The sequence below is a fragment of the Kutzneria buriramensis genome (genome assembly GCF_003387475.1).
GTDB classification, from domain to species: domain Bacteria; phylum Actinomycetota; class Actinomycetes; order Mycobacteriales; family Pseudonocardiaceae; genus Kutzneria; species Kutzneria buriramensis.
In genome coordinates, this window is record NZ_QUNO01000061.1 from 1 (window position 1) to 1,237 (window position 1,237).

The 1,237-nt window shown below is 70.7% G+C and carries 1 protein-coding gene; it reads right to left on the bottom strand.

The annotated features are described in order from the left end of the window. Positions 1-7: 7 nt before the first annotated feature. The gene (locus BCF44_RS54600; protein ID WP_116182488.1) at positions 8-1,186 is read right to left on the bottom strand and encodes an IS30 family transposase; all 1,179 of its coding nucleotides are present in this window, start codon (positions 1,184-1,186) and stop codon (positions 8-10) included. Positions 1,187-1,237 lie beyond the last annotated feature (51 nt).

The window sequence follows — 1,237 nt, forward strand, 5'->3', positions numbered from 1 at the left end:
GGCGGTTTCACGTGGTCGTTGCAACGGGTGACTGCCCGGACAGTACCCGCGTCAGGCTCTGGGCCGGTGTCAGCCAGCCCAGGGTCTGACGCGGACGGCCGTTGAGCTGCGCGGCCACCGCCGCGAGGTCCTCGGCTGTATGCACGGACAGGTCCGTGCCCTTGGGGAAGTACTGACGCAACAACCCGTTCGTGTTCTCGTTGCTGCCCCGCTGCCACGGCGAGTGCGGATCACAGAAATAGATCGCCATGTCGGTGGCCACCGTGATCTGGGCATGCTGGGCCATCTCGGTGCCCCGGTCCCAGGTCAACGACCGCCGCAACTGCCCCGGCATCGATTCGATCGCCTCGATCATCCGTTCCCGCACCCGCCCGGCGTCGTGCCCGTCGGGCAGGTGCAGCAGCATGCAGAACCGGGTCGTGCGCTCGACCAGCGTGCCGATCGCGGACTTGTTGGCCCGCCCCAGCACCAGATCGCCTTCCCAGTGACCCGGCACCCGCCGGTCATCGGCCTCGGGCGGACGCTGGGAGATCTCCACGATGCCCGGGATCCGCGAGTGCCCGGGCCGGGCCTGCGCGTGGGGCTTGCGCTGAGCCCGCCCGGTCCGCAGACACGCCGCCAACTCTCGCCGCAACGCGCCCCGGCCTTGCACATACAGGGACTGGTAGATCGTCTCGTGGGACACCCGCATCTCCGGTCGGTCGGGAAAACTCGCCTCCAGCGTGGCGGTGATCTGCCGGGGAGACCAGCGATCCAGCAACCGGTCGGTCACCCACGCGCGCAGCGCCGGGTCAGCGGCCAGCTTCGCGGTCTTGGGGCGCCGGGCGCGGTGCCGGGCGGCCCGCTGCGCGGTCACCGCCCGATAGGCGCGAGGGCCACCGTTGCGGCCGATCTCACGGGTGATCGTGCTCGTGGGGCGGCCCAGCGCGCGGGCGATCGCGCTGGGGCGATCTCCCGCGGCCAGACCGCGGGAGATCTCCTCACGTTCGGCCAGGCTCAGGTAGCGGCCGGACAGGAGGCGGGGTGCGTTGCCGATCACCCCGCCAGCCTGTCCGAACCACCGTCGCCCGGTCTCGTGGCTGATCCCGGCCCGCTGGCTGGCCGCGGTCACCGACAGGCCGGCGCGGACACCGTCCCAGAACAGGACCTGGACGGAGCGGGCAAGAGGGGGACGTCCGGTCTGCACAACACACCACCTGACTCAGACGGGGTGTTGCAACAACCACCTGACTTCAAG